The sequence below is a fragment of the Phycisphaeraceae bacterium genome (genome assembly GCA_019636735.1).
Classification (GTDB): Bacteria; Planctomycetota; Phycisphaerae; order Phycisphaerales; family SM1A02; genus VGXK01.
Window position 1 is genome coordinate 244,596 of the sequence record JAHBWY010000001.1, and the last position, 22,309, is coordinate 266,904.

Annotated in this window: 19 protein-coding genes; 9 read left to right on the top strand and 10 right to left on the bottom strand. The window is 64.6% G+C overall.

Translation table 11 applies throughout. The annotated features are described in order from the left end of the window. Window positions 1-46: 46 nt before the first annotated feature. Both KF724_00935 and KF724_00940 read left to right on the top strand, forming a co-directional pair. Window positions 47-1,588: a YdiU family protein gene (locus KF724_00935; GenBank protein MBX3354246.1), complete on the top strand. Its 1,542-nt coding sequence runs from the start codon at window positions 47-49 to the stop codon at window positions 1,586-1,588. Between the two features lie 599 nt (window positions 1,589-2,187). After that, the gene (locus tag KF724_00940) at window positions 2,188-2,370 is read left to right on the top strand and encodes a hypothetical protein (protein MBX3354247.1); all 183 of its coding nucleotides are present in this window, start codon (window positions 2,188-2,190) and stop codon (window positions 2,368-2,370) included. A gap of 168 nt (window positions 2,371-2,538) precedes the next feature. Here KF724_00940 and KF724_00945 read toward each other — a convergent pair whose 3' ends face one another. Then, a complete protein-coding gene (locus KF724_00945; protein MBX3354248.1) occupies window positions 2,539-2,808 on the bottom strand; it encodes a DUF2283 domain-containing protein in 270 nt (89 codons plus the stop codon). 2 nt (window positions 2,809-2,810) lie between these two features. Next, window positions 2,811-3,071 (bottom strand): hypothetical protein, encoded by a 261-nt coding sequence (locus KF724_00950; protein MBX3354249.1) that lies wholly within the window; start codon window positions 3,069-3,071, stop codon window positions 2,811-2,813. A 198-nt stretch (window positions 3,072-3,269) separates the two neighbouring features. Here KF724_00950 and KF724_00955 point away from each other — a divergent pair, with 198 nt between their 5' ends. Beyond that, on the top strand, window positions 3,270-3,542 hold the full coding sequence (locus KF724_00955) for a hypothetical protein (GenBank protein ID MBX3354250.1): 273 nt from the start codon (window positions 3,270-3,272) through the stop codon (window positions 3,540-3,542). 142 nt (window positions 3,543-3,684) lie between these two features. On the opposite strand, the gene KF724_00960 is transcribed toward KF724_00955, so the two are convergent. Beyond that, window positions 3,685-4,212 (bottom strand): DUF393 domain-containing protein, encoded by a 528-nt coding sequence (locus KF724_00960; protein ID MBX3354251.1) that lies wholly within the window; start codon window positions 4,210-4,212, stop codon window positions 3,685-3,687. 163 nt (window positions 4,213-4,375) lie between these two features. Between KF724_00960 and KF724_00965 the strand changes: the two genes are divergently transcribed. Continuing rightward, the gene (locus KF724_00965; GenBank protein ID MBX3354252.1) at window positions 4,376-4,861 is read left to right on the top strand and encodes a hypothetical protein; all 486 of its coding nucleotides are present in this window, start codon (window positions 4,376-4,378) and stop codon (window positions 4,859-4,861) included. Window positions 4,862-4,992: 131 nt separating this feature from the next. Here KF724_00965 and KF724_00970 read toward each other — a convergent pair whose 3' ends face one another. The 5 genes from KF724_00970 to KF724_00990 all read right to left on the bottom strand — a co-directional run bounded on the left by KF724_00970 (window position 4,993) and on the right by KF724_00990 (window position 10,544). Next, window positions 4,993-5,481, bottom strand: a complete 489-nt coding sequence (locus KF724_00970; GenBank protein ID MBX3354253.1) for a GNAT family N-acetyltransferase — start codon at window positions 5,479-5,481, stop codon at window positions 4,993-4,995. Between the two features lie 9 nt (window positions 5,482-5,490). Further along, a complete protein-coding gene (locus KF724_00975) occupies window positions 5,491-6,942 on the bottom strand; it encodes a saccharopine dehydrogenase NADP-binding domain-containing protein (protein MBX3354254.1) in 1,452 nt (483 codons plus the stop codon). A 64-nt stretch (window positions 6,943-7,006) separates the two neighbouring features. Then, window positions 7,007-7,573: an NADH-quinone oxidoreductase subunit C gene (locus KF724_00980; GenBank protein ID MBX3354255.1), complete on the bottom strand. Its 567-nt coding sequence runs from the start codon at window positions 7,571-7,573 to the stop codon at window positions 7,007-7,009. Continuing rightward, window positions 7,570-8,349 carry a hypothetical protein gene (locus KF724_00985; GenBank protein MBX3354256.1) on the bottom strand — a complete coding sequence of 260 codons (780 nt, stop codon included), beginning with the start codon at window positions 8,347-8,349 and terminating at the stop codon, window positions 7,570-7,572. The genes KF724_00980 and KF724_00985 overlap by 4 nt, the downstream gene beginning before the upstream one ends. Window positions 8,350-8,417: 68 nt before the next feature. After that, on the bottom strand, window positions 8,418-10,544 hold the full coding sequence (locus tag KF724_00990; protein ID MBX3354257.1) for a UbiD family decarboxylase: 2,127 nt from the start codon (window positions 10,542-10,544) through the stop codon (window positions 8,418-8,420). Window positions 10,545-10,672: 128 nt separating this feature from the next. Between KF724_00990 and KF724_00995 the strand changes: the two genes are divergently transcribed. From KF724_00995 to KF724_01015, 5 genes are all read left to right on the top strand, one after another. Beyond that, complete coding sequence (locus KF724_00995) at window positions 10,673-11,704, top strand: ABC transporter ATP-binding protein (protein ID MBX3354258.1); 1,032 nt, start codon at window positions 10,673-10,675, stop codon at window positions 11,702-11,704. Continuing rightward, the gene (locus tag KF724_01000) at window positions 11,701-12,762 is read left to right on the top strand and encodes an ABC transporter permease subunit (protein ID MBX3354259.1); all 1,062 of its coding nucleotides are present in this window, start codon (window positions 11,701-11,703) and stop codon (window positions 12,760-12,762) included. The genes KF724_00995 and KF724_01000 overlap by 4 nt, the downstream gene beginning before the upstream one ends. 22 nt (window positions 12,763-12,784) lie before the next feature. Next, the gene (locus KF724_01005) at window positions 12,785-13,591 is read left to right on the top strand and encodes a hypothetical protein (protein ID MBX3354260.1); all 807 of its coding nucleotides are present in this window, start codon (window positions 12,785-12,787) and stop codon (window positions 13,589-13,591) included. Between the two features lie 364 nt (window positions 13,592-13,955). Next, window positions 13,956-15,686, top strand: coding sequence for an ATP-binding protein (locus KF724_01010; protein MBX3354261.1), 1,731 nt, complete (start codon window positions 13,956-13,958; stop codon window positions 15,684-15,686). Between the two features lie 77 nt (window positions 15,687-15,763). After that, on the top strand, window positions 15,764-18,223 hold the full coding sequence (locus tag KF724_01015) for a hypothetical protein (GenBank protein ID MBX3354262.1): 2,460 nt from the start codon (window positions 15,764-15,766) through the stop codon (window positions 18,221-18,223). A 140-nt stretch (window positions 18,224-18,363) separates the two neighbouring features. On the opposite strand, the gene KF724_01020 is transcribed toward KF724_01015, so the two are convergent. Next, entirely contained in the window at window positions 18,364-19,170 is an 807-nt protein-coding gene (locus tag KF724_01020; GenBank protein ID MBX3354263.1) for a phosphoadenosine phosphosulfate reductase family protein, read from the bottom strand. A 22-nt stretch (window positions 19,171-19,192) separates the two neighbouring features. After that, entirely contained in the window at window positions 19,193-22,078 is a 2,886-nt protein-coding gene (locus KF724_01025) for a hypothetical protein (GenBank protein MBX3354264.1), read from the bottom strand. Window positions 22,079-22,309 lie beyond the last annotated feature (231 nt).

Genomic DNA, 22,309 nt, shown 5'->3' on the forward strand with positions numbered 1-22,309 from the left:
CGCCTCCGGCGCAGGACCCTCTTCGGCCTCCCCGCGCTCCCTGCCTGTGACCGCCGTACCGCCAACTCAAGCCGCACCGTCCGTCGGGGGCTGGCGCTTCGATCACTCCTATGCGCGTCTGCCGGAGTGCTTCTTCGAGCGCGTTCGGCCGAGCGCCATGCCGGAGCCTCGCGTGGTGGCCGTGAACCATGCGCTTGCCTCGGAACTGGGACTCGACTTCCGAGGCGCGCGCGAGTCGGAGCTCGCAGCGCTCTTCGCCGGTCAGGCGCTACCGCCCGGTGCAGAGCCGATCGCGCAGGCGTATGCGGGCCATCAGTTCGGTCACTTCACCATGCTCGGTGATGGTCGCGCGATTCTGCTTGGTGAACACATCGCTCCCGACGGGCGGCGCGTTGACCTTCACTTCAAGGGCTCCGGACGAACGGCCTTCTCCCGCGCAGGCGATGGTCGCGCGGTGCTTGGACCCATGCTGCGCGAGTACATCATGGGTGAGGCGATGCACGCCCTCGGTGTTCCAACCACCCGCGTACTGGCCGTGGTGACAACCGGTGAGGCGGTGCAGCGCGAGTCGCTTCGGCCGGGGGCGATGCTGCTGCGCGTGGCATCCAGCCACCTGCGTGTGGGCACTTTCGAATTTGTCGCGGCGCTCAGGCAGGAGGAGATGCTGAGACAGTTCGTCAGCTACGCGATTGAACGGCATGAACCCGAGCTTCTCGCAGAGCCATCGGAAGCTGTGCGCACGCTTGCATTCCTCCGCGCGGTCATGCTCCGGCAGGCGTCGCTGGTCGCGAAGTGGCAGCTCGTCGGGTTCGTGCACGGCGTGATGAACACCGACAACATGACCATCTCCGGCGAAACGATCGACTATGGACCGTGCGCCTTCATGGACACCTATCACCGTGACACGGTCTTCAGCTCGATCGACTCGGGAGGTCGCTACGCCTATGGGCAGCAGCCTCGCGTGGCGTTGTGGAACCTGACGCGCTTCGCGGAGACGCTCCTGTCGCTGATTGACACCGATCGACCAAAGGCGATTGAACGAGCGACCGAGTGCCTTGAGTCGTTCGCGCCGAGTTTCAGTGAGCTCTGGCTGAACGGCATGCGCGCGAAGCTCGGCCTCGAGCGCGCGGAGGCCGACGACCTTGAGCTTGTGCGCGAGCTGCTCACATGGATGGAAAGCGCTGAGGCGGACTTCACCTCGACCTTCAGTGCGCTCGCACAGCCTGGTGCGCTCGGCGAGCCGGGTGCGCTCGAAGGCGCCGGGAGTTCGTCATCAGCGAATGTGGCAGCGCTGTCCGCAGGTCCGCCGCGCGAGTGGCGCCTCAAGTGGCGCAGTCGCCTCGAGCGTGAAGGAGTGAGCGATGCGGCCCGCGTGGCGCGAATGCAATCGGTCAACCCCTCAGTGATTCCGCGGAATCATCGTGTGGAGGAAGTGCTCTCCGCCGTCGAGCTCAGCGGCGACCTCGCTCCACTGCATGCGCTCGTTGACGCGCTGCGAACACCGATGCTCCGACCGCCGCGAGACCCCCGGCTGGCCGAACCGCCGCCGCCCGACTGCGGGCCCTACCGCACCTTCTGTGGCACATGATTGATGGCTGACGCGGGCTCGCGCCAGGCTGTCGAGTGTGCGCCGATCGGAGCGGCGCTCTCCGCGAGTGAGTCATCAGGCGCGTTCTGCGACGGCGTCAGTACCGATCCAGCCGATTCCTTCAGCCGCCAAGGGCCTTGTCGACGGCCGGCGAGCGGGACACGCTTCACTGGCAGCGGTGGTTAGTCTCGCGTTCGTAGAGACCGCCGCTTCCTGGCGGCGCGGCCCGTTGCCTTCGCCGCTGAGCAACATTGTTTGGCCGAACAGTCCAGACCAAGGAACTCCTCGTGACCGAGAAACCATCCCCCGAAGAAGTGGCATGTTGGCAACGGCGTCTGGCGAGTCAAGCGAACAACCGCGCGTGGACGCTCTCAGAGCAAACGACTCGGACCGCAGCCGAAGACGAAGAGATGCTCAACGCGGCGCACGGAGCAATGTACCTTTGGCGCATCGTTGGCGATGCGAACACGCAGGCGCATGCGGCACAGTTACTCGCACACACATGCGCCATCCTGAAGCAACCCAGCGCTGCTGGACACTACTTGGGAAGGTGCTTGCCACTCTTCATGGGGGAGTCCGCCAAGCCATGGGAGACAGCCTTGGCGCATGCCGTCGCAGCGAATGTCGCATCAGCAAGCGGCAACGCTGAAGATCACGCGCGACACTACAACGAAGCCACACGACTGACCGCCGCGCTTGAGGATGCCGAAGAGCGGGCGATCATCGAAGCAACTCTGCGAGTTCTTCCTGTACCGGTGAGCTTCCGTCCGAGTACGGCCTGACGACGATGCTCAGCCGCAAAGGTCCCCGGGCCGCGTCGCCAAGAGGCCGCAGGGTGAGCGAACGCGAGCAGGCTACCCACGGCTGCCTTGGAGGCGTCGTCAGCTTGCCGGTCATTGTCGAGGCCATTGGCTGCTGAAGCATGTTGCTAGAAAGCCGTCGGCTCGCAATCACGCGGCGCGAAGGGGTGCAAACCTGGCTCGCTTGACCGGCGGCACACGCAGACTGCGAAGTACACGGTTGAACGCAGTGAAACTCACGAGTTGCGGGCTGGTGATCTCGACGCCGATGGGCTTCCCGGAGCGATTGAAATCGACGATCAGCCCTGGGCCAACAGTCCTGGTCCGCACGCTGCGATCGGAATTGCGGCGCGGCAAGTAGAAGTACGCGGCCAGAGGCCGGCCCTGGCGAAAGGTGATCTCGAAGTACGATTGCCGCATGGTCAGTCGGCTCGGTACGCAGTGATGTCGATGAGGTTTCCATCCTCAGGATCCGGCTCGATGATGATCTCCCCAGCGGCACGGGCGTGATGGGTCTCGACGGCAAATCGGCCCGGGACATCGTCGCGGCGGGAGTTTGTGGCATCCGCGAGCATCCTTCGCAGATCTAGTTCCGTGAAGCTGCCATCTCGCATCCGCCGCAGGAGGTGCGGCGTGAGCTCGAGTTCCCATTCGAACCATTCGGGCCAGGAACGGCGAATCACGATGGGGCACCTTGCGCGAAGTCACGCGTGCGACGCGCATCCTCTGGCCAAAGTCAACTGCAGGCGTTCTCACCCCTCGCTCAAGCTGAGCCCCGATGGAATGCGTAGTGAGCCTCGTCCGCAGAACCCTGTTCATTCTTGAGGACGAGGCCGACAACGCATGCCTCCACGAACACCTTCGCTCGAATATCATCGAGCATGGGTCTTGAGACGGTCGAAATCCTCTTGCATGTGGAAGACCACTTCGGCATCACCGTGCCGGGTGAAGTGGCGTCGAAGTGTGAGACTGTCGGAGACCTTCAGAGAGTCATCGTTCAGTTGCTTGTGGCCAAGGGACGACCGCGCTCCGCCGAGCTTGAGGCCGAGGCCCTTCGCGACATCGTGATGATCAGTGCCAAGGTCACAGGAAATGACCCGATCACATTCCGGCCAGAGTCTCGTTGGGTTGGAGATGTCACCAAGTACGGCTGAAGCGATTGCTGGATGAGCCTCCGTGCACAGCCACCTGGTCGAATGTGCGCTCCGGGGCGCGTCAGGGCAATCACTGAAGGGTGGGCCCGAACGCACGCTCATGCGTTCAGCCGATGGTGCGCTCTTAGGCAGACTCAGGCGATCACCTGACGGTGCGCTCAAGAGTCGCGCCCTCGACTTCATCTGCGTCGAGAAAGCGCGCGCGGAGCTCCGGTGCCGGCAGTGCGCAGTGATCGGCGGCGCCGAACCATCGCTGGCGCCTTCGCGCCACGAGGTCGTAGGCCCAGTCGCGGAGCGCCCGGGGAAGGACTCGCAGAATCGAGAGCATGGACCAAGGCGCGCCGAGCTCGCGGAGGATGGCGAAGAGCGCATCGGAGCGGACCAGCGCCTGGCCGCCCGTCACCAAGACCATGCTCTCCGGCAGGGGGTCGCGGAGCCCTGCGGCTGCGATAGCGATTGCCGCCGCACGAGAGTGAAGCGACGCGAAGCGGAAGGTGTGCCGCCGATCGCGCCGCACGACGAATCGAACGGCTCGGTGGCAGAGTGCGCACCCTCCGTCATAGAGCAGGAGAGGCGCCGAAGAAGACTCCTCGGCAGGCGCCGCACGGGCCGCGCGCTCAGCAGGCTGAGCGCGGGCTTGGTTGGAATCGGCTGGGTGACGCTCGTTCATCGACCATGTCCGAGGACGGCGCACTCAAGGGTAGGTCTCACACGGTCGCGCTGCGAGACGGCCATGCGTAGACTCGATCTCCGTGCTTCGGCGGTCGGGCTGAGCCCACGAATCGACATGGCTAGGGCCGGGCACCATCGTGCAAGGGCGAGATAGGAACGCCATGAAGGTTGTCATCCTTGGAAACGCTGGAGCGGGGAAGAGCACTCTCGCAGCACGGCTGGCCGCCGGCCGGCGCGCGGCGAGGCTTTCCTTGGACGAAGTGGCGTTCCGAAGTGGAGCGGAGAGGCGCCCGCTTCGGGAGAGCATCGACGAAGTCAAGCGCTGGATCGCCAATCACGAGCACTGGGTCATCGAAGGTTGCTACGCGGACATCATCGAACCGATTCTCGAGTCTTGCGACGAACTCATCTTTCTGAACCCGGGAGTCGATCGATGCGTTGCCCACTGCCGTTCAAGGCCATGGGAGCCGGAGAAGTTCCGAACCGCTGCGGAACAGGAGCAGCACCTTGAAGCGCTGATCGAGTGGGTTCGCTCCTATGAAGCCCGCGCGGACGAGTATGGCCTCTCCCGGCATCGCCAACTCTATGAGTCCTTCAACGGTCGGAAACGCGAGTTGATCGAGCCGAGCGCGGATGTGCAGATCTGAGATCCCGCGGACATGCAGAGGGATGCTGTGCGCTGCGCTCTTCCGAAGCGTGCTGATGCATCACGCCACGGTGAGCCGTGCAGGTGGCCAAGGCACCTTGCGGCCACCGGCCCGCAGCTCGGCGAAATGAATCAAAGATGCTTCGTGTAGAAGAGCGGCCCGCCTGCAGGATCGCCGGACTTGCCATGCGTGAAGCCCGCAGCGTGATAGACCGCCCTCGCGCGCGTGTTGCCTTCGAGCACCTCGAGCGTCACCCTCGCGCAGTCAAGCGACCGAGCCTTCGCGATGACGGCATCGAGCAGCGCCCGCGACAATCCGCGCCCGCGATGGCTTGGAATCACGGCGAGATCGTGAATGTTGATGAGCGGCTTGCCCGCAAAGGTCGAGAAGCCGATGAAGCAGGTCGCGAAACCCACCGGCCGAGCGCCGTCGAAGGCGAGAAAGACGACACTCGTCGGCAGCGCGCGAAGCCCGGGAATGAGGCGCTCGAGCACACCATCGGGGAGGGGACCGCTGTTGCCCATCGGTTCGAGCGCATACGCGGCGAGCATCTCCGTGACCGCCGCGCAGTGCTCGGGGCGATCGAGGTCCGCTTCGATGACTCGCAGGTCGTCAGGCATGGGCTGGGGTCAACTCGTTGAAGAGCGCGCGCTGCGCACGGCACCGCGTCGCGGCGAAGGTCGCGCCTTGGCCGAAGAATTCGATGACGCCTTCGATGTCACTCGTGACGCTGCGTTGGGCGAAGTCGCGGGCGATGGTTTCGACGACACCTTCGACGCCGACCCCCGTGGTGCACTTTGCAGAGACTTCGACGAGGACTTTGTCGAGACTCGTGAGGCCGCTTTGCGTGCGGTCTTGGCCGAAGTCTTCGACGCCGACCTCGACGACGCCTTCCGCCTTGCGGGCTCGCGCCCCTGGCGCACGCCCATCTGCTCCGCACGGGCCATGTAGCGCACGCCGCGCTCGGCCATGTCACGGAGGATGGCCGCGAGCACGCCGCGCCCCAGTGCCGCCTGCTCAGGTGCGAGTACGCCGCGCTCGCGCACGCGACCCGCAAGAATCAGCCGCGCCATGGAAGTCGCGGGAAATCCAGTGGTTCTCGCCATGCTCGTGAAGCCGGTCGTCGGGTCGAAGCCATCAAAGAGGTCCCAGACGAGGCGCGTCGGAGTGCCGCCCCGATGTCCCTCGACTTCGACGCGCATCACGGTCAGGTCGTGCTCGCCGGGTTCATAGGTCCACTTGGGGAACATGAGCGCCGCCACCAGATCGCGCGGCTTCAGGCGCGCCGAGCCGATCTCCACTTCCTCCTCGGAGAAGAGACCGACCGCCCGCATGACCCGCATGAGCTCGATGTGCCCGGGGTATCGAAGCGTCTTCTCCTCCATGTCGGGCACGCGGAGTGTCTTCACCAGACTGCGAAGACCATCGGTCAGGAAGGCCTCGAGCGTGCCTGCGCCGGGCAGCGTCACGAGCTCGGGTTCGGAGAGCGCTTCGCGCACCTCCACGCGACCTCCGCGCACGATGCGCGACGGGCGCGTGTACTCCTCGATGACATCGTGCGGACTGAAGGCCGCCTTGTACTCAAAGGGCCAGTGACGCTCGCGCGGCAGACCGCCCACCATGATGCGGATCCGCGTGGGCCGGGTGAGCTGCGCCGCACCCCACCCTGCGAGCATGTTGCTCATGCCGGGGGCGACTCCGCAGTCGGGCACCGCGGTGACGCCGCGCCGCTTCGCGACACGATGAAGCTCGAGGAAGTCCTCCGGCATGAAGGAGATGTCCACGCAGGAGCGGCCAGCCTCGATGACCGCGCGCAGCGTCTCGAAGCCGAAGCGGCTCGGCAGCGCGCCGATCACCAGGTCATGCTCCGCCGCGAGGCGCCCGACCACCAGGCGATCGGATGCATCGTCCTCGATCATCTGCGGCGGCAGGCCCCCGACGCGCGCGGCTCGCTCTCGGGCCCGTGCCAACGCCGCCGCGCTCCGGTCAACCACCGTCACGCGCATGCCGCGCGCGGCCGCGAGGTCGGCCGCGATCACCGAACCGACCATCCCAGCGCCAAGAACGAGGACCTTCGCCACCGTCAACCCTCCGAGGATGTTGTGCCGCGCCAGATCGCGGCAGGTCGTTGGACCCCGGCCGCCATCATGCCGAGTCGCGCGCCAACTGCTGGAAGTGTTCGCGCTCGCCGTGACCTCGCAGCGGGTAGTCCTTGCGAAGCGGGTGCGCCGGATAGTCCTTCCACATCAGGATGCGTCGCAGGTCAGGATGATTGTGGAAGCGGACGCCGAACATGTCGTAGACCTCGCGCTCCATCCACTCGGCGCCGGGCCAGAGGTCGGTCACGGTGTCCACCATCAACCCCGGATCAACCTCGATGCCGAGCGTCTCCTTCGTTGGGTCGAGACACACCTTGAGGCGAAGGCGTCGATCAAAGGCATGACTCGTCAGCAGGTAGATGACCCCGAAGCGAGCCGGCTGCGGCGCCGGGTAGTTCAAGTAGTCGACGCCCACGATGTCTGAAAGGAAGTTGTAGTCGCAGCTCGGATCGTCGCGCAGGAAGCGGGCCACATCATGGAGTCGATCGCGGGGAACGATGACCGTCGTCTGACCGCGGAACTCGGCGGCCAGAAACTTGACCTCAGCAAACGCCTTCTTAAGGAGCGGCAGCGTCGGGTGGTCGAGGACGGGTGGCGCGTGACGAAGCGTCATGGGACGGAGATGGTAGCACCCGGGGGCGCGGAATCGCGGCGAGAGCGGAGGCGCGCAGACCCCAGCCCCGGCGCTTCGGACTCGAAGCCGCCTTCGGCGCTCCAATGCAGCGTGGCGAAGGAGCCGGGCCACTGGCGAGCCCGCGCGAGGGCGGGCACGCTCAGGCCGCCGTCAGGTCCCGTCGTGGGTGCACGACTTCGAATCGTCCGAACCTCGGCGCGGAAGCGCCACTCATCGATCTGCACGAGCGCCTCACCCACGATGATTCCAGCCAGGTATCCGACCACCGCCATCTGGAGGAAGCGTCGCAGCGCCGACCACGAGGGTTCAACAAGCGGCGGCACGCGCTCTTCACCTCCGCACTCCGGACAGCGCCAGCGCGCTCCCTCGCGCCGCGTGGCAGGATTGATCCGATACCCACAGGAGGGACAGCAACCGCGCCGAAGGCGCGCCGCCGGCAACTGCTGCTGCACCCAGTTCTCAGGCAATTCCGAGAGCGGCACCAGCGGGAGCAGGAAGACGCCCATGATGATGGCCGGACCCACGGCGAGCAGCACGAAGAGCGGCGACGCGCCGAAGTTCCCCTGAAGCGCTCGAACTGCGGCGTAGACGATGGTGATGTAGATCGCCACGACCGCGACAAAGAGCACTCGATAGCCCCACAGGAGCGCGGGCGGCACGCTGCCTGGCACGGGCGTGATCACGCCGCGCGCCGCATCGGTCCAGCGCGGATCGCTCACGCCGCGCGCCGCATCGGTCCCGGGCGCACTGTCCACGCCGCGCGCCGCATCGGTCCCGGGCGCACTGTCTGGGGAAGGCGTGTCCGGGGAGTCGGCGTCCGCGCTCACGACTCTGTGCCACCCAGGCGCGCCGCGACGCGCGCCGTGATTGCGGGCTCCATCGCCAGTCGCGGTGGATAGCGTCGGACGGGATAGCCAAGACGGCCTGCGCCCGGCGACTTCCGCGTCGCATCAAACGCCACGCGGACTCCGCGGCGATAGAGGTCGCGCGCGGGGTCGGCATTGGAGGCGAGCACGAAGAAGATGTCATCGAGCGAAGTGAGATCGGTGTCGGCATCGACCACCACCACGAAGTCACCAAGGTGGGGTGCGTCGGGAGCGTGATCATCAAGCCACTGCCACCATGCGTGAATGATCGCTTCGGCGGTCGATCGATCTGCGGCGATGACCGCCAGCCGCCCCATGCCAACCTCGGGAAGCACTCCTGCCACGGCCCCGGCGAACGGCGCCGCCGCACCCGAGTGATCGCGCGGAGCATCGGGACCCGCGTGGCCCTGTGACGCTCCGCGTCCGTCGCGCAACCGCGCTCGTCCGATTTCCTCCAGCACGCTGCGCGCCTCGGCGCAGCGCGTGGCCGACGGCGCTACCGGCGCCGCGGCACCGAAGCCATGCAGGGCCTCAGAGGCGCCCGCGCCCGTCGCATCGAACCCGATCTTGCCCCCGGCACCGAGCCACGGTGCGGCGTGATCGAGAATGTCGAGCGGTCCATGAACTCCCTCGAGATCGCGCCCGAAGTGGCAGCGCGTGAAGACCTCGCGCCACACCGCCACTTCGTCGTGCACATTCACACCGTCGTTCACAACCACGATCATCTTGGTCCACGCCATCTGGCCCGCGCCCCAGATCGAGTGCATGACGCGCCGCGCCTGCATCGGATACGCCTTGCGAATCTGCACGAAAGCGCAGTTGTGAAAGCAGCCGAAGAGCGGCAGGTGGTAGTCGCGAATGTCGTGGATGATCGTGCGAAGCAGGGGGAGGAAGATGCGTTCGGTCGCCTTGCCGAGGTAGTAGTCCTCCTGCGGTGGCGGGCCGACGACCGTCGCGGGAATGACGGCATCGCGCGCATGCGTGACGGCGGTGACCTCCACAATCGGATAGCGATCAGGCAGTGAGTAGAAGCCGGTGTGATCGCCGAAGGGACCTTCGAAGACCGCACCGTCACCGATCGGTTCGCCGCTCTCGGGCTCCCAACCTGGCAGACCGCAGCGCGGATCGACCCATCCCTCGATCACGAGTTCGCTGTTGGCGGGCACTCGCAGCGGCACGGTCCTGGCCGCCACCATGGGAATGCCGCGCCCATTCAGGAATCCGCACATGAGCAGTTCGCTGATGCCGGGTGGAAGCGGGGCGGTGGCGCCGTAGGTCATCACGCTCTCACCGCCGAAGCAGATGGCGATCGGCATGCGCTCGCCCAATGCCCGCCAGCTCCGCCAGTGCGAGGCTCCGTCGTGATGCATGTGCCAGTGCATCGCGAGCCGCGTCGCGTCGAGCAACTGCGAGCGGTACATGCCGATGTTGTGGCTGGCCGGCCGCTCTGCACCGCGGTCGCCGGCATGGATCGTGTGCATGCCCGCCAGCGTGATGAAGCGCCCCTGGCCCGCCGCCGTGCCGGAGCGCTCGGCGTCGATCGGGTAGCCCATCGCGAGCGGGTCGCCATCGTGCGGCCAGCACTTGATAATGGGAATGCGCCGCAGGTCCACTTCGCCGCGCGAAGTGAGCTTGACGACCTGCTGGCAGCGGCCGCTCCGGACCCTGCGCGGTGGCACGCGCAGCAGCGGAAGGAAGCGCCGCGCGGCGGCAATCACCTCGCCGAGCGAGCGCGGTGGAGTCGGCTGCACGAGCGCCGCGATTCGATCGGCGATCGCCTCGAGTCCGCGCGCGTGGTTCGACACCCCCAGCGCCATCTCCATGCGCCGGTAGCTCCCGAAGACATTCATACAGAGGGGGAAGTCGCACCCCTCGACCTGCTCAAACAGGAGCGCCTGTCCGCCAAGCGCGGCGCGACTCGGATCGAAGCTCGCGGCGCTCGGACTCGCCGACGGCGCCTTGCGCAAGGCCATGCGCTGCGACCACTCCGATGCTTCAAGCAGCGGCGACACCGGCTGGCGGACGCGCAGAAGCTCCCCATGCTGCTCAAGTTCATTCAGGAAAGCACGCAGGTTCGGGCGCACGGTTGGAATCCTATGGAGTCCTCTGGCAACACGGGCGCGCGACGCTCGACGGCGCTGCGCTCTGATCGGCCGCAGCTCGCGGCTCTTCATCACACGATGAAGCGGCACCGCGGTTAGCATTCGACGCCATGAGCGAGCTCGCTCTGGACCTTCGTTCGGTTTCGAAGACCTATCGGGGTCGGGTTCACGCATTGCGGGAAGTCGCCCTGGCGGTCCCGCGCGGCAGTGTGTTCGGCCTCCTGGGACCCAACGGCGCAGGGAAGAGCACGCTCGTCAAGATTCTGACCACGGTGGTCCATCCCACGCGGGTAGAGGGCGCCCTGCTGGGCGAGCCGATCGGCCGCAAGTCCGTGCTGGCGCGGGTTGGCTACCTGCCGGAGCACCATCGGTTTCCGCCGTACCTCACGGGCCGCCAGCTCGTGGAGCACTTTGGTGCCATGGCCAGGGTGCCAAGGTCCCTGCGCCGCCGCCGCGCCGCGGAGCTCCTTGAAGTCGTCGGCATGCGCGACTGGGCTGACCGTCGGACGACCACCTACAGCAAGGGCATGCAGCAGCGCACCGGCATCGCGATGGCGCTCGTCAACGATCCGGCGTTCGTGATCCTCGACGAGCCCACGGACGGGGTCGACCCCGTGGGTCGCCGCGAGATCCGCGAGCTGCTTCAGCGCATGCGCGACGAAGGGCGCACGGTGTTCCTGAACAGCCACCTGCTGGGCGAAGTTGAGATGGTCTGCGATCGCGTGGCCATCATGCTTCAGGGGCGCGTGGTGCGTGACGGCACCATCGAGTCGCTCACCGCGGCGTCGCGCCGCTACGAGGTTCACTTTTCTCGCCTTGAGATCACCTCGCTCGAGCAGGGCGAGCGGGCGCATGCGGTCGAGGTGATCGGAGAGTTGAGGCGCCTCGCGCTTCCACAGGGGAGCGCCGAGGAGGTGCAGCCGATCATCGATGCACTTCGGCAACGCGGGGCCATCATCACGGCCGTGCGCGAAGTGCGCGATTCGCTGGAAGAGATGTTCGTTCGCGCCGTCAGCGATCCCACCACCGGGGCAGCGCCGCCACCCGGGGCGTCACTCGGGGCGTCACCCGGGGCGTCACCCGCGCCACCACCCGCGCCACCACCCGGGGCGTCACCCGGAGCGAGGACCTCCCGCCCATGACGCAGACCTTCGCCATTCTGCTCGATGCCTACCGGGAGCTCAATCACCGGCGCCTCTTCTGGATTGCGCTTGGGCTCTCGGGGCTTGTGGTGGCCGCGATGGCTGCCGTCGGAATCAACGATCAGGGGCTGGTGCTGCTGGTCTGGACCGTGGAGGTTCCTGGTCTGAACAGCTCGGTACTTCCGCCTCACATCTTCTACAAGTCGATCTTCGCGGCGCTCGGAGTGGGCATCTGGCTCACATGGGTGGCCACGATTCTCGCGCTCATCACCACCGCCGGCATCATTCCCGACCTGGTGGCGAGCGGCTCCATCGACCTCGCGGTCTCGAAGCCCATCAGCCGCGCCAGACTCTTCATGACCAAGTTCGTGGGTGGTCTTCTCTTCAGCACGCTGCAGGTGACGATCTTCACGGCAGCGAGCTTCTTTGTCATTGGTGTGCGAGGCGGGGTCTGGGAGCCGTGGCTCTTCCTGGCCATTCCTCTGGTGGTCCTTTTCTACAGCTACCTCTATTCGTTCTGTGCACTCATTGGCGTGCTCACCCGAAGCACGGTGGCCAGTCTTCTCATCACGATTCTCTTCTGGGCCATCTGCGGACTTCTCTGGATCGCCTTCACGGGCATCAACACGGGAAGGATTGCCAACGAGCTCAACATCGCCTCCATCGAGCGCATCAAGGAGGAGCGCGTGCGCGATCGAGGTGACCGCGCCGACCTGTCGCGCCTGGACAGCGACCTTGAGCGAGCGCTCTCATGGCAGCCCTTCTGGGAGCGCGCGAGCGGCCTCTCGCTCTGGGCGGTCACGCCGCTGCCGAAGACGGCTGCAACGATCGACCTGCTTCAGCTCCGGCTGGTGAGGATGGCCGATCTTCCCGAGTCGCCGGAAGCGAGTCAGCCGAGTCCCTTCGCCGGTGGACGCGTGAAACAGCGCGACCTTGAGCGTGCGATCGAGTCGTGGCAGCGCGAGTTCACGCCGACCTGGGTTGTGGGCACGAGCCTGGCGTTCGAGGCGGTGATCCTCTTCCTGGCCTGCTGGATCTTCGCGCGAAGGGATTACTGAGCGGGCGGTCGAGGGAGTCGATATGGCCTTGGCGGTACCTGCACCGCGCGTCGAGGCCGAGCCACAAGCGGGCACGGGACCGGGCGGGACCGGGCCGGGTGGGAGCGGGTCTTCCAACTGCCTGCTCTACGGCACGCTCGTCACGATGTCCGACGGTCGGCGCGTGCCGATCGAGATGCTCGCACCGGGCGATCTCGTCGCGTCGCTCGTCGTTCCGGGCCTGAAGACCGACGTGCCGTTCGGTCGCCAGTACGAGTGGATGTCGACCTGGGGTCTCGCAGGCGCGAGCCTCAAGCCCGCGCGCCTCGCCAGCGTGCAGCTCGGTGAGCACGACGGCTTCTTCCTCGTCAACGGCCGGATCAAGGCGACGTTCGAGCACCCGTTCCTGATCCGCCGCGAGCACGAGGGCCAGGAGGCATGGGGCTTCTGCGCTGCGGAACTGCTCCGCGTCGGCGACATCCTGATCACCCACCAACCCGGGGCGACAGGCGACGGCCTTGCCGAGGAGCCGATCGTCACCATCGAGCGGATCGCCGGTCGAGTGCGAACCGTCGCGCTGTGTGTGCCCGGCACGAACACCTTCCTCGCCGATGGCGCGTGGACGCACAACACCTTCGGTCCGTCGATCCTGACCCAGACGTCGGGCAGCAGCTCCAGCAGCAGCGGCAGTTCGAGTGGCAGCAAGTCCAGCGGGTCGAGCTTCTCGTCCTCGTCGTCGAACTCGTTCATCTTCACCGCGGGGAGCAGCAGCAACGCGCTCACCACGACCACGGGCAGCGGGCACTCCGGCAGCGAAACCCCAAGTTTCGGAGAAACGGCCGAGGGCTGATGCGAGCCGACTGACACAGGCGCCGTCCCAGCCTGTGGCGGGGGGAGGGGCGGCAGGAGCGGACTCGACGATGACCGTTGAGCGCTCTCGCCCACCGGGGGGTTGACAGCCCCATCGGACACGACTATCGTCGCAGTTGGATCGGTTCCTCGTCCTCGGCTGACCGCATGGCGGCCGGGGCAAGGCGGGTCGAGCCGGTTGTGTTGCCCTCTCGCCGAAGGGCTCCGATCCGACAATTGAATAGTCCATGAGTAGGCGTTGTTACGCTGGCGGTTGTCATCGCGCACCGCTCCGCCGGCTCTACGATGAAGGTGTGGCATGGCATCCCTCCGGCCAGAGTGCCGGGGACAAGGAGACCCAAACGATGGTGTCAAATCAGAGCAGCAGTGTCGCGTCCTCCCCAGTTCCGCTCATCGCGGCCGACAAGGCCCTCCTCTCGCTCCGATCGTCGGGACACGACTATTGCAGCGCCGTTGGCGAGGTCGTCGACAACAGCCTGCAGGCGAACGCGAACACAGTCCGCGTCCGCGTCTTCACCACGAAGAAGAAGATCGGCAAGAACAAGAAGGCTACCGAAGTCGTGGAGCGGATCGCCGTGGGCGACGACGGCGACGGCATGGACTTCGACACGCTCCACAACTGTTTGAAGCTCGGCTTCTCGACGCGCTACAACGACAGGACAGGAATGGGGCGGTTCGGCGTCGGCGCCAAGATGGGTGGAATCTCGCAGGCGAAGCGCATCGACGTGTGGAGCCGTCAGACTGCAGCGGATCGGTGGCTGCATACTTACATCGATCTCGATGAGGTGGAAGCCGGCGAGATGCAGCACATCCCCGCCCCCGAGGCCAGTTCGGAACTCCCGGAGGGGTGTGACGATCTGCCCGGCGACCACGGCACTCTGGTCGTGTGGTCCAAGCCCGATCGCATCGAAGAGAGCGAGTCCGGCGGCGGCCGGCGCGCCGATACGGTCCGCACGGACATGGTTCGCTACATCGCGAGGACGTTCCGAAAGTTCCTCGACAGCGGAAGGGTGATCGAGTTCGACGGCGACCTCGTGTACCCGCACGACCCGCTCTACCTCATGACGACCACCCGGTTCCACCAGGACGGTCAGTCCGACCCGGTATCGGTGGTTCGGGTGAGCGAGACGATCGAATTCCCCGTCCCCAGCGACCCGTCCCGTACCTCGTCAGTTGAGGTGACTCTCACTCTTCTGCCGAAGGAGTTCCGCCAGGATCGTGGTACTGGTGGCAATGAGTTCGCCAAGGAACGGCGCGTCCCGGAGAATGAAGGCGTGTCGATCCTCCGGGCCGAGCGCGAGATCTTCAACGGCTATCTCCCGGGCGTGCAGCCTTCTCTGGAAGGCCGCCCGATCGATCGGTTCATCGGCAAGGAGATTCGGTTCGAGCCCGAACTCGACGAGTGCTTCCATGTCCGGAACGTCAAGAAGGGTGCCGAGCCGATCGAGGGCCTGCGCGACAAGCTCCGCGACGTCATCCACAAGTCGATCGGGACTTTGCGGCAGGAGATCCGCCAGCACTTCGACGAGGTAGAGAAGCAGCGCCTTCAAGACGAGGGCCTTCACGCCGAGGCCGAGCGTGTGGCCGCGGAGACGCAGCGTACCGCACGGAAGCCGAAGGCCGGCAAGAACACGACGCCCGAGGAGCGCGAGAAGGAGATCGACAAGGCGGCGGAGTCGATCACAAAGGAAGTGCCCGAGGAGCAGCGCCCCGCGAAGAAGGCACAGGCAAAGGCAAAGATCGAGCACCAGCCGATCACCCTCCTCCCGGAGTCGTGGCCCGGGAGCGAGTTCATCGAGGTCAAGCACCTGGGCTCCAATGCCATCGTCCGCCTGAATATGCGGCACCCCTTCTACACGGACGTCTACGCCAAGCTCATCAGCATGGAGAAGGACGACGGCGATGAACAGACGAAGGAATTGGCTCGTCTCATCCGCAACGGGATTGACCTCTTGGTGGTCGGCTACGCCCGCGCTGAGGGTCAGTACGAGGACCCGGGCGTCTTCGATAGTCTGCGCACCAACTGGGGCCTCGAACTTCGCGATCTGATCCAGCACTGGCGCAAGAAGCAGTGAAGCAATCCGCCGGGGCGGCACCTCTCGGAGTGCCGCCCCGGTCACCTTATGGTTGGATCAGTGCGGACAGCCGACCGATGTCACAGACTGAGCATCAACTTCAGGCATTGTTTCAGGAGCTATACACAGCGGGCACTGAATCCGCCGTCGATGCCGTCATCGAAAAGCACGCTGCACTGTTCGTCAGCCCTGACAGTTGGCGGTCGCTGGGCGGCATCGACAACAACTTCGGGGTGGTTGAGAACCAGCAATCATCTCCGATCGCCTCGTTGATCGAGAAACTAACCAACTCTATTGACGCGATCCTGATGCGCCGTTGTCAGGAAGAGCACATCGAGCCGAAGTCGCCTCACGCTCCACGCAGCATGCAGCAGGCGGTCAAGCAGTTCTTTCCCGACCATACGCTGTGGGACTATGCGGGGAACGAACGCCGCCAGCAGGCCCAGCGAGTCCAGATCCTCGCCGACGGGCCCAGACGTGACACGTCGCTGATCATCTATGACGATGGCGAGGGTCAACATCCGAACGACTTCGAAAGTACATTCCTCTCGTTGCTAAGAGGCAACAAGAACGACATCCACTTCGTTCAGGGCAAGTACAACATGGGAGGAAGCGGCGCCATCGCCTTCTGCGGCCGCAAGCGCTATCAACTCATCGGCTCTCGTCGCTACGATCGGAGCGGCCCCTTTGGCTTCACGCTTGTCCGCAAGCACCCGCTGACCGACGAGGAGCGCGAGAGGTACAAGAGCACCTGGTACGAATACCTGGTCGTTGACGGCGCGATTCCGGCCTTCGCGATCGACGAGGTCGACCTCGGGCTGCACAAGCGCTCCTTCACAACGGGCACCGTGATCAAGTTGTATTCATACCAGTTGCCGACGGGAATCTCCGAGATTGCTCGCGACCTGAATCAGAGTGTCAACGAGTACCTGTTTGAGCCGGCGCTGCCTATCTACACGATTGAACGTGCATCGCGATATCCACATGCGCAGCTTGAACGGCACCTATATGGCTTGAAGCGACGCCTCGAGCAGGAGGACAGCTCCTACGTCGAGGACCATTTCTCCATCGAATCCGTCGATGACATCGGCGCACTCAGAGTGACCTGCTACGTGTTTCGCGCTCGAGTCGCCGGCAAGAGCGCGAAGGAGACGAGGGAGAGCATCACCAGGGAGTTCTTCAAGAACGGCATGTCCGTACTGTTCTCCGTGAACGGCCAGGTCCATGGGCACTTTACATCGGAGTTCATCACGCGCACCCTGAAGATGAACCTACTCAAGAACTACCTGCTCATCCATGTCGATTGCACCGGCCTCGTTCCGGAGTTCCGCAACGAGTTGACAATGGCGTCGCGCGACCGGCTCAAGAGCGGAGGCGAGCTGCATCGGCTCCGCGATGAGTTAGGCTCGATGCTCCGGCAGAGCAAGCTCGCCGACATCAACAAGCGGCGCAAGGAACTGCTAGACCTCGACAGCTCGCAAGCGGATGACCTCGTCCGATCGTTTGCGGAGAACCTGCCGCTCGATTCGGCGATGACCCACCTGCTCGACCAGGTCTTCAAGCTCAATCGCGCCGATCCGCGGGCCAAGAAGGACGACGAGAAGAGGCGCAAGCCGAAGAAGCAGGCTCAGGAACAGAATGACAGGTTCGAGCCCAAGCGGTTCCCGACCTTCTTCAAGCTTCAGGCGAGCAACAACGGAGAGACGCCAGCGATCAACATTCCCAAAGGCGCTGAACGCACGATCCTGTTCTCCACCGACGTGGAGAACATGTACTTCGATCGAGTGCATGACCCGGGCGAACTGCAGATCGCGTTGCTCGATCAGGCGGAGAACGAATCCGATGGCGGGACAGGCCAGGGCAAGGGCCGCGCGTTGTCGACAGTCTTGAACGTTCGCAAGTCCAGTCCGAGCGACGGAACGATCAAAGTGCACATGTCGCCTACCGAACAGACGCCGGTTGGTGAGTCGGTCAAGGTGAGGGCGACACTGACAAGTCCGGGTGGAGACCTCGAAGAGGCGTTTTGGGTGAAGATCCGCGATCCGGAACGGCCGCCGAAGAAGCAGCCCAAGCCTCAGGATGAAGCGAGATCCCTTGGCCTGCCAGACTACAAATTGTTGGCGCGAGAGCCGACTCAGCCCGGATGGCTGTCGTGGGAACAAGCCAATGAGATGGGGGCGGACGTTGACTTCGGCACAGTGATGCATCCCGTGGCGGAGGGAGACACGCTGAACGCGATCCTGATCAACATGGATAGTTCCGTGTGGATGGAGTTCCGGACCAGTCTAGGAACCTCACCATCACCGGAGCAGCTGGATGTCGCTCAGCGTCGATACATCGCATCAGTGTACTTCCACACGCTGTTCCTCTACATGATCATGAAATCCCGGGGCTACCAGGTGCAGCGCGGACGGGGCGATGGAGAACCAGAGGAGGTCGGAGTCGAGGATTACCTGAAGGACCTGTTCCAGAGTTGTTACGCCGACTTCCTGATGCGATTCAACATGAGTGCACTTGTCGAGGCTCTGGGCGACTGAAGACGTGCCGATACGCGGCAATCGGCGCATGGCCACCTGATGATGTGAACATGACTGGCGAGCGTGACTTGACTGACAGGGCAACATGAGTCGAGATTGGAAGACGACATAGAGGGAGATCTACGGGCCACCCTGCGTCCTCAGACGTGGCAGAATGAACATGGCAATGGGTCGGCCTCGTCGTCGTCCTGACCCAGGATGTGCAACAGCTTCTTCGAGTCAGCCGTGCGAACCGACTGGCGTCGCTCGTCCAGCTTCCGTTTGATCTCTGCCTGGCGCGCCGGGTCTTCAATGGCGGCAAGCGCCTCTCGCTCTGACCAGGTATAACCCAGTCCGTCCTTCGCGTCCGGCTTTTCGTATGACTTGGCGAGTTCGAACAGCTCTGGATGATTCTCCTTCAGGCCGAGCCACTCATGGCGCTGTTGGTAGAAGCAGAAGTAACAGCCCGACCGAGTCCTCCAGGAGTAGTATGCTGGAAAGCTGATGCCACTCTCTTCGAGAATGCGATGAATGTCTGCAAGATTGAAGCCAGCCTCGATGAACGGATATACAGGGTGGATGTTCGGCTTGGTCGGTCGATAGCCACCCCTGTCCTCATCGGCGCGGATGCCGATGTACATGTAGACCTCATCCTCACCGATGTACCGTTCAAACGGCCGGATCTTAAGCACCTTGGTGCACCATCGCATGCGGGCGGAGGGTAGATAGCCTCCGTAGACGCGGAGCCAGTGATCGAAGCCGTGCTCAGAGCGCAGGCGCGTGATCGGCTTCCCAAGGTAGGCCTCGAGCTTATCGAGGTACTCGTACGTCTCCGGCAGCTCCTTGTCCGTGTCCGAGAAGACGTACTCGACATCGGTCAACCGGTCCCGCATGTAGATGGCTAGCGCGGTACTGTCCTTGCCGCCGGAGAGCGAAATGATGTGCCGAGGGGGGTTGGGGTCGCTCATGGTCGTCTTCCTGCTGATCCCATCACGACTCGCGCCGGAGGCGCCGCTGTAACGCCTCGCAAAGTACGGCGACCGCGACGCTTTCGTCTGTGGCCGCGGCGAGTGCCTCCTCTACGACGCGCGCCAGTGTATCGGCCTGCTTGGCGGCCCGCTTGCCGAGGTGGACCGTGTGATCGAGTTGTCCGAAGTCGGTGCCGGTCAGCGAGATGCGGATGGATGACTGCTCCGGTCCCGCGGGCCGATCCCCAATGGTCGCTTCGAGGAGCGTGAATCGGCGGGTGAACTGCCCCAGGCGGACGAGATACCGGGCCTGATCCTCGTCCCGCCACTTCTCAACGGGACGCTCGGCCACGAATCCGGCGACGCCCTCGATCCAGCGATCCGGCTCGGAGTGCGGCGAGAGGATTCGGTCTAGGAACATCTTCATGTCCCGCTCGACGGCAAACTGCGCCAAGCGTTCCGCCCGGGACCGGGTCTGAAGGACGACCGACTCCGAGTTGTCCGAGACTCCGAACGCCTCGCCAAAGGCCGCCAGGATCGAGGCGATGAGCGAAGGGTACACCGAGCGAAGCTCAGTGAAGGATTCCTTAAGCGCATCCCTATAGCGTCGTATATCCGCATCGCGCCCGCGTTGGGTCGACGAGAAGGCCTCCAAGCCGCATGCTTTGGGGAGATCGGAGAAGAGCAGCACATCCGGCTCGGTCGCCTTCTGAAGGGCCGTCCGAATCGCCATGGCAGTGGCAGACACATTTGCCGTGGCCGCGGAATAGTCGGGAAGGGAAGCAATGAAGCGCAGCATCGGGCGCGCGACGTTAAGGATCTGCGCCTTGCCTGGCCGCTTGGCCGAACCGGACCCCACGACCCGTTCGAGCTCCTCAAACACCTTGCTCCGCACGCCCGTGATCTGCCACCGGCGGATCGTGAATCGCTCGGGGGCCTTGATCAATCGCTCGAAAATCGCCGTGCTCAACTGCGGACGGAACGCCCCATCTTCGTAGAGCGCCACGTCAGACTCCCGCGCGAGCAGTACGGCACAGAGTAGGATCGGGATGACCCCATCGCGCAAGCCGAACGGAGGGCGTCGAAGTAGTCCGAAGAGATCGCCGACGGTTGCACCCGCCATGGCTTCGTCGAGGAATCGATCGATTGCCTGATACGCCGGGAGGGCGGAGGACGATGCCGGCGGAGGACGGAAGGCAAGCTGGCCTGACTGATCCTTCCGGTGCAGCGAGAGCCCCTCTTTGCTCAGAATGGAGCGGTAGATGCTGCGCTCCGGCGGATCGCGGTCGAGGCCGAGATCCTGCTCCGCGCCGTTCTCGATCATGCGCTTTAGCAGAACCGCGCGTGCTGCGGCCGCGGCGCTGGAGAGTTCGCGTCGGTTGACGATCTCGTTGTCGATCTTTGGGCACTGATGGAAGATCTGATCGCAGATCCTCGAGATCAGCTCGTTGAGTTGGCGCCCAGATTGGACTTCCACTGCTGTGCCTTTGTTGATCCAGCGCCCTCCGGTCCGGCCGCCCTCGGATAGCATCCGGTCGATGAGCATGTCAAGCGAACGCTCCATGTCGAGTCGCCTGGCGCTCAGTTCGCGGCGGGCAGCGGCGTCGTTATCGAGTTCCGGAGTGTTCCGGCTGACCCAATCGATCGCCCCAAGTTCAAGCGCGATCTCAAAGAGGCGATCCTGTGGCGGGAGAATGAGAAAGAGCGTTCGTGCATCGAACCTGAGCAGCGCGTCCTTCGCAGGTGTCTGAGTACGTCCACGCGAGGGCAGAACGATCACAATCCGGCCATCGAGTTCCGCCGGTTCCTCTGCCAGCGAGTCCAACTCGTCCGTATGCGCAAACTCCACGGCGAAGAATCGCAGAGTCCCGTGATCGAAGGCATGCCGGCGAGCGAGCAGCGGCCTAGCCCGATGGTGGCGGCGCAGTAGCGCCGCAACGGCCGTCGTCTTGCCGATTCGACCGCGGCCTTCGTCGAGGCGAGCCTCGACGTCAACGTCGCTGCCCTCCCAGATCGTGTAGCTGTCGTTGTACCTGCGGTGCACGACCAGAGATCGACGCTCGAGCTCGGCGAGTGCGGTATCGATCTCGTCGGCGGAGAGGCGCTCGTCGAGGGCGTAGGCGAGGACCGCTCGGGTCGGCCGCAACGGGTACCACCGAGAGGCGATATTGAGCAGGCCAATGGTCCGGAGGACCAGCACGGCTCTTGTCGACAGATTCGGGCTCCTCGCTTCGGCTTCTAGAGTCTCCGCCCATCGCTTCGCATCGGTCGTATGGAGCAAGCCGTTGCCGATGGCTGTCGTCAAGTAGCCGTAGAGATCGGCGACGTCGTAGAGCCGGTGATCATCCTTCGGCTGCGCGTGAACGAAAGCACGCAGCGCCGCGGGATCGTCGGAGGCCAAGAAGCTGAACGCCGACCGCTCATTCTGGCCGACTTTTCGGAAAAGCGGTCCGAGCAAGGTCGCCGTGAGCGGGTGCAGCGGTGCGGCGGCTTCGAGGAGCGTCAGCCCCGCGGCCATTTCGAGACCAGGCGGTGCGAGTTCGTGCTCCCACAGCCGGGCGGCCCGCTTCTTCAGGTGATCGGCGGCGACCTTGTCGACTCGAATGCCCTCGTTCGTCCGAGTGCGGTCCCAAGCCATCGAGACAAACCGCAACAGTTGGCTGGGCGGCTCGTCGAACACGATGTCCTCGAATCGGCCCCTAATTTTCTCCCACTCCGCCCTGTCGGTGGGCGGCAGGCCCATGGAATAGCCGCGAAAGTCCTGGTGCAGCACGCCGATGAGGAACAGTCGACCGTCACTGCGCACGGCGAATTCGGCAAGCTGTTGCAGCAAGAAGACATCGGAGCGCTGAGGGTTGGCCGCGGCGTACTCGAGGAGCTTCCCAAGTTCGTCAATGATGAGGAGCATGCCTCGCGGGCCGCCGCGTCCCTCGCAAATCGCCTCCACAGCCTGCTGAACGCTGGCGATTACCGCCGATCCGAGGATCGCTCCGCCTGCTTCGGCACGCTTCCAGAGCCCTCTCAGGCGGCGAACGGCCTTATGCGAGCTCGGTAGAGAATGGGAGGCCTCGTGAAGCATGACCCGGACTATGGCGGTTGGCAGGGGCTCACCCGAGCCGGAAATGGTGATGGGCCGTAG

Bases quoted from the DNA above. Each gene is read 5' to 3' on its own strand.
- KF724_00980 (MBX3354255.1), bottom strand. From the start codon at position 7,573: ATGACGCTTCGTCACGCGCCACCCGTCCTCGACCACCCGACGCTGCCG.
- KF724_00955 (MBX3354250.1), top strand. From the start codon at position 3,270: ATGGGTCTTGAGACGGTCGAAATCCTCTTGCATGTGGAAGACCACTTC.
- KF724_01015 (MBX3354262.1), top strand. From the start codon at position 15,764: ATGTCACAGACTGAGCATCAACTTCAGGCATTGTTTCAGGAGCTATAC.
- KF724_01000 (MBX3354259.1), top strand. From the start codon at position 11,701: ATGACGCAGACCTTCGCCATTCTGCTCGATGCCTACCGGGAGCTCAAT.
- KF724_00995 (MBX3354258.1), top strand. From the start codon at position 10,673: ATGAGCGAGCTCGCTCTGGACCTTCGTTCGGTTTCGAAGACCTATCGG.
- KF724_00945 (MBX3354248.1), bottom strand. From the start codon at position 2,808: ATGCGGCAATCGTACTTCGAGATCACCTTTCGCCAGGGCCGGCCTCTG.
- KF724_00960 (MBX3354251.1), bottom strand. From the start codon at position 4,212: ATGAACGAGCGTCACCCAGCCGATTCCAACCAAGCCCGCGCTCAGCCT.
- KF724_01005 (MBX3354260.1), top strand. From the start codon at position 12,785: ATGGCCTTGGCGGTACCTGCACCGCGCGTCGAGGCCGAGCCACAAGCG.
- KF724_01020 (MBX3354263.1), bottom strand. From the start codon at position 19,170: ATGAGCGACCCCAACCCCCCTCGGCACATCATTTCGCTCTCCGGCGGC.
- KF724_01025 (MBX3354264.1), bottom strand. From the start codon at position 22,078: ATGCTCCTCATCATTGACGAACTTGGGAAGCTCCTCGAGTACGCCGCG.
- KF724_00970 (MBX3354253.1), bottom strand. From the start codon at position 5,481: ATGCCTGACGACCTGCGAGTCATCGAAGCGGACCTCGATCGCCCCGAG.
- KF724_00965 (MBX3354252.1), top strand. From the start codon at position 4,376: ATGAAGGTTGTCATCCTTGGAAACGCTGGAGCGGGGAAGAGCACTCTC.
- KF724_01010 (MBX3354261.1), top strand. From the start codon at position 13,956: ATGGTGTCAAATCAGAGCAGCAGTGTCGCGTCCTCCCCAGTTCCGCTC.